Genomic DNA, 6,000 nt, shown 5'->3' with positions numbered 1-6,000 from the left:
CCTCTCGACAAGCCAATCGCAAGCAAAATGCGCAGGGCAAACTGGAACAAAGAATTCTTCTTCCAGCTCTTTGCTCATATGCGATAGCCCTGCCCTTACCCCGGGGCGTGGCCTTCTTCTTGCCGGGGAGGCAAACCGTCCTTGGCAAGGCCGACTTTCTTGATCTGCATCAAGGAACGGAATGCCGGCAGGTGGGAGAAGAGCAGGTGAAAACCGGATAGGTCCCATGAATCTCTACACTGCACCAGATCCCAATGATGTCGAGCGGGTCAGCGTCGAGCCGGTCAACGCCCGCCGCAACCGGCAGCCTCTCTATGCGGCGCGCAAGAAGATTTTTCCCAAGCGCGCAGAGGGGCGGTTCCGCCGGTTCAAGTGGATCGTGATGCTGATCACGCTCGGCATCTACTATCTCGCGCCATGGATCCGCTGGGATCGCGGTCCCTATGCGCCCGACCAGGCCATTCTCGTCGATCTCGCTTCGCGGCGCTTCTTCTTTTTCTTCATCGAGATCTGGCCGCAGGAATTCTATTATGTCGCGGGCCTTCTCGTCATGGCGGGTTTCGGCCTGTTTCTCGTCACCTCCGCGGTCGGGCGGGCATGGTGCGGCTACGCCTGTCCCCAAACCGTCTGGGTCGATCTTTTCCTCGTCGTCGAGCGCGCGATCGAAGGTGATCGGAATGCGCGGATGAAGCTCGATGCCGCTCCCTTCACGTTCGACAAGGTGAGGAAAAGGGTGGTCAAGCATTCGATCTGGCTGCTGATCGGCGTCGCCACCGGCGGAGCATGGATCTTCTATTTTGCCGACGCGCCGAGCCTCGCGGTTTCGTTGTTTACCGGCGGCGCGCCCGCAGCCGCTTACGCCACGGTCGCCATTCTGACGGCGACGACCTATGTGCTCGGCGGCCTGATGCGCGAGCAGGTGTGCACCTATATGTGCCCGTGGCCGCGTATCCAGGGCGCGATGCTCGACGAAAATTCGCTCGTCGTCACCTATAACGACTGGCGGGGCGAGCAGCGGTCGCGCCATGCGAAGAAGGCCCAGGCCAAGGGCCAGCCGGTTGGGGATTGCGTGGATTGCAATGCCTGCGTGGCCGTGTGCCCGATGGGGATCGACATTCGCGACGGACAGCAGATGGAGTGCATCACCTGCGCGCTCTGCATCGATGCCTGCGACGGCGTCATGGATAAGATCGGAAAGCCCCGCGGCCTGATCGCCTATGCGACCCTCAACGAGTATTCGGCCAATATGGCGCTTGCGACCGACGAGGGACGAATGGCCATCCAGCCGTCCAGGGTGCGAAACGAGGATGGAAGTTTCGTCCCGGCGGTCCGGCACTTCGACTGGCGCATCATCTTTCGTCCCAGAATCGTCTTTTACGCCGCCGTCTGGGCGTCGATCGGCATCGCCATGATCGTCCATCTCGCTTTCCGCGAACGCCTGGAGCTCAACGTCGTCCACGATCGGAACCCCCAATATGTTCTGGAAAGCAACGGATCGATCCGCAACGGCTACACGCTTCGCGTCCTGAACATGGTGCCGACACCGAGGGACGTGACCATTACCCTCGTCGGGCTGGAGGGGGCGACGATGCGCATTGCTGAATTCGGAAAGCAGGACGGCCGCAGTTTTACGGTCCATGCCGAGCCCGACCAGGCTACGACGCTCAAGGTCTTCATCACGCGCAGGCCCGATGGAGCCGCAGTCAATGAGTTCCTCTTCGTCGTCGAAGATGCCGGCCATTCCGATCGGGCAACCTATCGCGCGGCATTCAATGCACCGGGAGAGGTGAAATGAAGATGTCCACGCAAGGCTTTACCGGCCTGCATATGCTGCTGGCGACCTCGGCATTCTTCGCCGTGGTGATCGCCGTCAACGTCACCATGGCCTTCTATGCCTCCTCCAGCTGGAGCGGTCTCGTCGTTGAAAACACCTACGTCGCCAGTCAGGAATTTAACGGCAAGGCGGCGGCAATGAAGGCGATGGCCGAGTCCGGCATCAAAGGCGATCTCTCCATCAAGGGGCGCGAGATCCGCTACGGCATTCACGACAAAGGCGGTTCGCCCGCGATCGTCGATGAGGTTGTGGTGAATTTCAAGCGGCCCGTCGGAGACCACGAGGATTTCCACCTGACGCTCGGGAAGACGGGGGAAGGGCGGTTCGAGGCGGATCATAAGGTCGCTGCCGGCGACTGGATCGTCGAAGTGATTTCCAAAAAGGATGGACTGGTCGTCATGCACGAGGCCAAACGCATCGATACCGCGGAGTTCGGCCAATGAGCTGCTGCTCCATGGACACGGAAAGCGTGCTTGCTCTCAGCGCGACGTCATCCAGCGCCGAGGAGGCCCGTCTTGCCAGTCACCCGCTCGGCGCAGGATTGCGCCAGCTCGACCTCAGTGTTCCCGACGCCCATTGCGGCGCCTGTATTTCGACCATCGAAGGAGCACTGACAGCGCTGCCCTTCGTCAGGAAGGCCCGGGTCAATCTCACCGCGCGCAGGGTGAGCTGCGTCTATCAGGAGGAGATCGACGCGTGCGCGACCGATCCGTCGGAAATCCTTGCGGCGATCAATGCATCAGGATACCGCGCGCATCTCTTCACGCCCGCAGCCCCCGAAAACGACAGGATCAGAAACCAGCTCCTGCTGGCGATCGGAGTCTCCGGTTTCGCAGCCGCCAACATCATGCTGTTGTCGGTGTCGGTCTGGTCGGGTGCGGATGCTGCGACGCGCGACATGTTTCACTGGATCTCGGCGATGATCGCCGCGCCGGCCTTGATCTATGCCGGGCGCTTCTTCTTCCAATCGGCCTGGAATGCGCTGAAGCGCGGGCGCACCAACATGGATGTTCCCATCTCGCTTGCCGTGACGCTCTCCTATGCCGTTTCACTGTGGGAGACCGCGCACCATGGCGAACATGCCTGGTTCGATGCCACGGTTTCCCTGCTGTTCTTCCTACTGATCGGCAGGACACTGGATCATGTCATGCGGGAAAAGGCGCGCGCGGCAATCAACGGGCTCGCAAGGCTGGCCCCACGCGGGGCGCTGCTGATGATGCCCGACGGGTCGCGGCGCTATATCGCGGTGGAGGAGATCGCGGTGGGAGATGAAATCTCGATCGCGGCCGGCGAACGCGTCCCGGTCGACGGCGTCGTCGTCAGCGGAGAAAGCGATGTGGACCTCTCCATCGTCACAGGCGAGAGCAGCCCCGTCGGCGTCGCTGGAGGCAGCGAGGTGAATTCCGGGGCGATGAACCTGACCGGTTCGCTCGTCTTCAGGGCGACGAGAATTGCCAGGAACTCGCTTCTCTCCGAAATCATCGCCCTTATGGAAGCTGCCGAAGGCGGCAGGGCGCGCTATCGCCGGGTCGCCGACCGCGCCGCAGCGCTTTATTCCCCGGCCGTGCATCTGCTGGCGCTGGTTTCCTTCCTCGCCTGGGGCTTCCTCGGCGGCGACTGGAAACATGCCATGCTGGTTGCGGTGGCGGTCCTGATCATCACATGCCCCTGCGCATTGGGTCTTGCCGTTCCCGTGGTCCAGGTCGTGGCCGCAGGCGAGCTTTTCCGCAATGGCATCATGGTCAAGGACGGTTCGGCGCTGGAACGGCTGGCCGAGGCGGATAGCGTCGCCTTCGACAAGACCGGCACCCTGACGATGGGCATGCCGCGCCTCGTCGGGATCGAGACGATCGAAGAGGGCAGTGCTGCCATCGCTCGCGGGTTAGCCGCGCATTCGCGCCATCCGCTTTCCCAGGCGCTGGTGCGGGACACCGAACTCGCCCATCTCCCGCCCTTCGACGGCGTGACGGAAATTCCAGGCGGCGGGCTGGAGGCTGAAAAGGGAAGGGATGTCTATCGGCTGGGCAATGCGACGTTCGCCGGCGGAACCGGCTTCGTGACTAGTGTCACTGACACTCCGTTTTCGGAAGTGGTCCTGTCGAAAAACGGGGTCGTTCTTGCCCGTTTCTTTTTCGACGACACGCTTCGCCCGGGTGCTGCCGAGACCATCGCCCAGCTCAATGCGGCCGGCCTTGAAACGCTGATGGTATCCGGCGACCGGCAGACCGTCGTCGACAATACCGCGCATGCTCTCGGCATCGACAGGGCCCTGGCCACCCTGACGCCGAAGCAGAAGGTCGAGGAATGCCAGAGATTGAGCGATCAAGGCCATCGCGTGCTCATGGTCGGCGACGGCATCAACGATGCTCCCGCACTTGCCGCCGCGCATGTCTCGATGGCGCCCGCCACGGCCTCCGATATCGGCCGGCAGGCCGCCGACCTCGTCTTCTTCAACGACCGCCTCGACGCCGTTCCCGAAGCGATCGCCGTCGCGCGGCGGTCCGCCGGCCTCATCCGGCAGAACTTCGCGCTGGCCATCGGCTACAACGTACTGGCGGTGCCCATCGCAATCGCCGGGCTGGCGACACCGCTCATCGCTGCGGTGGCCATGTCGACATCGTCGATCATCGTCGTCACGAATGCGCTGCGCCTTAGCGCATTCGCCAAACGTCCCGGCATCCTGACTGCGGAGCGGGCCGGCGGGCAAGCGGAGGTGAAAGCCGCATGAACATGCTGATCTATCTCATACCGATCGCGCTTCTGATGGGAGGCATGGGGCTCCTGGCTTTCCTCTGGTCGCTGAAGAGCGGCCAGTACGACGATCTTGAGGGAGCCGCCTGGCGCATTCTCGGCGAAGACGAAGCCGACGGGAATAAACCTTGATCACACACAGGCCCAACACGAAAGGAAGATCAATGCCTGCGAAAAATTCCGTGCTTTTGCAGTCTGACCTGTTCGACGGCCTGGACCAGGCGATCATGCAGCAACTCGCCGCCACGGCTAAGCTTCGCACCTTCGCTCCCGACGAGCGGATCGTCGCCGAAGGCCAGGAGGCGTCATTCGTCTATTACGTCATCGGCGGGTTCGTGCGACTTTCCAAATCGGAATCCGCCGGGCGCGAGGCGGATATCTACGTATGTGAGCCGGGCGACACCTTCGGCGAATATCTTCTCTCGGGCGGCGGCTCTTATGCCTATAGCGCGTGGTCTGCCGATGGGGCTGAGGTCGCCTTGTTCGAACTTGCGGACTTGCGGGCACTTGCCGAACGGCACCCCGTCATGCATCGAAACGTCATGCGCATCATGGCTCGATATCTGCTCAGCACAATGGATTGCATTGCGGGAGACCGGCTGCACACGGCCGCGCAACGCGTTGCTAATTACCTCATGAGCCGATGCCCGGCGTCCGCCTCGCAGGTTACTTTCCGCCTTCCCTACCGAAAGAGGATTCTGGCCGGCAAACTGGGGCTTGCCCCCGAGGCCCTCTCGCGGGCGTTCGCCGCGCTGGTTCCCGCAGGAGTCGAAATCAGGGGCAAGGTCGTTCTCGTCGACAGCGTCGATCAGCTTCGCAAGGCATGCTGACCTTCCATGACAGCTACAGGAGATCCGAAATGACGCGCAAGCAGAAGCGGCTGGCGGTGATAGCAGGTGGCATGGGCTTCATGGCCGCCGCCGTGCTGCTGGTTATGTTCGCCTTCAGCCAGTCGGTCGCCTATTTCTACATGCCGGCCGATCTGGCAAAGACGCCGGTGGCGCCGGACACCCGCATCCGGCTCGGCGGCCTGGTCGGCGAGGGCAGCGTCGTGCGCGGCACCGGCTCGACGGTGGAATTTGCCGTCACTGACGGCAGCGCCAATGCCGTGAAGGTTCAATATACCGGCATCCTCCCCGATCTCTTCCGCGAGGGGCAGGGGGTCGTCACCGAAGGCATGTTTGCGCCGGGGACCAACGTCTTCATCGCCGACACCGTGCTTGCCAAGCATGATGAGACCTACATGCCGAAGGATGTCGCCGACCGGCTGAAACAGCAGGGGCTGTGGAACGAGGCTCAAGGGGAGGGGCAGGGAGCCCAAGCGGCGCAATGAGCGATGCCGTCCTATCGTGGACCGGATGTGTTGGCCGGCGATCAGGACGTTTGACGAAGATCAAAGCGGTGCATCCGGTCGG

General features: G+C 62.4%; 7 protein-coding genes. All 7 read left to right on the top strand.

Annotated features, from left to right (window positions below; translation table 11 throughout):
* On the top strand, window positions 1-221 hold a 221-nt coding region (locus tag BBJ66_RS35140), incomplete at its 5' end, for a hypothetical protein (protein ID WP_210184955.1).
* Between the two features lie 5 nt (window positions 222-226).
* Window positions 227-1,795: a cytochrome c oxidase accessory protein CcoG gene (gene ccoG / locus BBJ66_RS12575; protein WP_071087348.1), complete on the top strand. Its 1,569-nt coding sequence runs from the start codon at window positions 227-229 to the stop codon at window positions 1,793-1,795.
* A complete protein-coding gene (locus BBJ66_RS12570) occupies window positions 1,792-2,277 on the top strand; it encodes a FixH family protein (RefSeq protein ID WP_071087346.1) in 486 nt (161 codons plus the stop codon). Before ccoG ends, BBJ66_RS12570 begins: the two co-directional genes overlap by 4 nt.
* Window positions 2,274-4,562 carry a cation-translocating P-type ATPase gene (locus tag BBJ66_RS12565; protein ID WP_071087344.1) on the top strand — a complete coding sequence of 763 codons (2,289 nt, stop codon included), beginning with the start codon at window positions 2,274-2,276 and terminating at the stop codon, window positions 4,560-4,562. The genes BBJ66_RS12570 and BBJ66_RS12565 overlap by 4 nt, the downstream gene beginning before the upstream one ends.
* The gene (ccoS, locus tag BBJ66_RS12560) at window positions 4,559-4,717 is read left to right on the top strand and encodes a cbb3-type cytochrome oxidase assembly protein CcoS (protein ID WP_049732167.1); all 159 of its coding nucleotides are present in this window, start codon (window positions 4,559-4,561) and stop codon (window positions 4,715-4,717) included. Before BBJ66_RS12565 ends, ccoS begins: the two co-directional genes overlap by 4 nt.
* A 32-nt stretch (window positions 4,718-4,749) precedes the next feature.
* Window positions 4,750-5,415, top strand: coding sequence for a Crp/Fnr family transcriptional regulator (locus tag BBJ66_RS12555; RefSeq protein WP_049732166.1), 666 nt, complete (start codon window positions 4,750-4,752; stop codon window positions 5,413-5,415).
* 29 nt (window positions 5,416-5,444) lie between these two features.
* Window positions 5,445-5,918 (top strand): cytochrome c maturation protein CcmE, encoded by a 474-nt coding sequence (gene ccmE / locus BBJ66_RS12550; protein ID WP_071087342.1) that lies wholly within the window; start codon window positions 5,445-5,447, stop codon window positions 5,916-5,918.
* Window positions 5,919-6,000: the final 82 nt, after the last annotated feature.

Source organism: Rhizobium sp. RSm-3 (genome assembly GCF_001854685.1).
Classification (GTDB): Bacteria; Pseudomonadota; Alphaproteobacteria; order Rhizobiales; family Rhizobiaceae; genus Rhizobium; species Rhizobium ecuadorense.
The sequence above is the reverse complement of the archived record's forward strand: the minus strand, read 5'-3'. Positions and strand labels throughout refer to the sequence as shown.

What these genes read in the sequence shown, in the direction of transcription:
- ccoG (WP_071087348.1), top strand. Translation starts at nt 227, where the DNA reads ATGAATCTCTACACTGCACCAGATCCCAATGATGTCGAGCGGGTCAGC.
- BBJ66_RS12570 (WP_071087346.1), top strand. Translation starts at nt 1,792, where the DNA reads ATGAAGATGTCCACGCAAGGCTTTACCGGCCTGCATATGCTGCTGGCG.
- BBJ66_RS12565 (WP_071087344.1), top strand. Translation starts at nt 2,274, where the DNA reads ATGAGCTGCTGCTCCATGGACACGGAAAGCGTGCTTGCTCTCAGCGCG.
- ccoS (WP_049732167.1), top strand. Translation starts at nt 4,559, where the DNA reads ATGAACATGCTGATCTATCTCATACCGATCGCGCTTCTGATGGGAGGC.
- BBJ66_RS12555 (WP_049732166.1), top strand. Translation starts at nt 4,750, where the DNA reads ATGCCTGCGAAAAATTCCGTGCTTTTGCAGTCTGACCTGTTCGACGGC.
- ccmE (WP_071087342.1), top strand. Translation starts at nt 5,445, where the DNA reads ATGACGCGCAAGCAGAAGCGGCTGGCGGTGATAGCAGGTGGCATGGGC.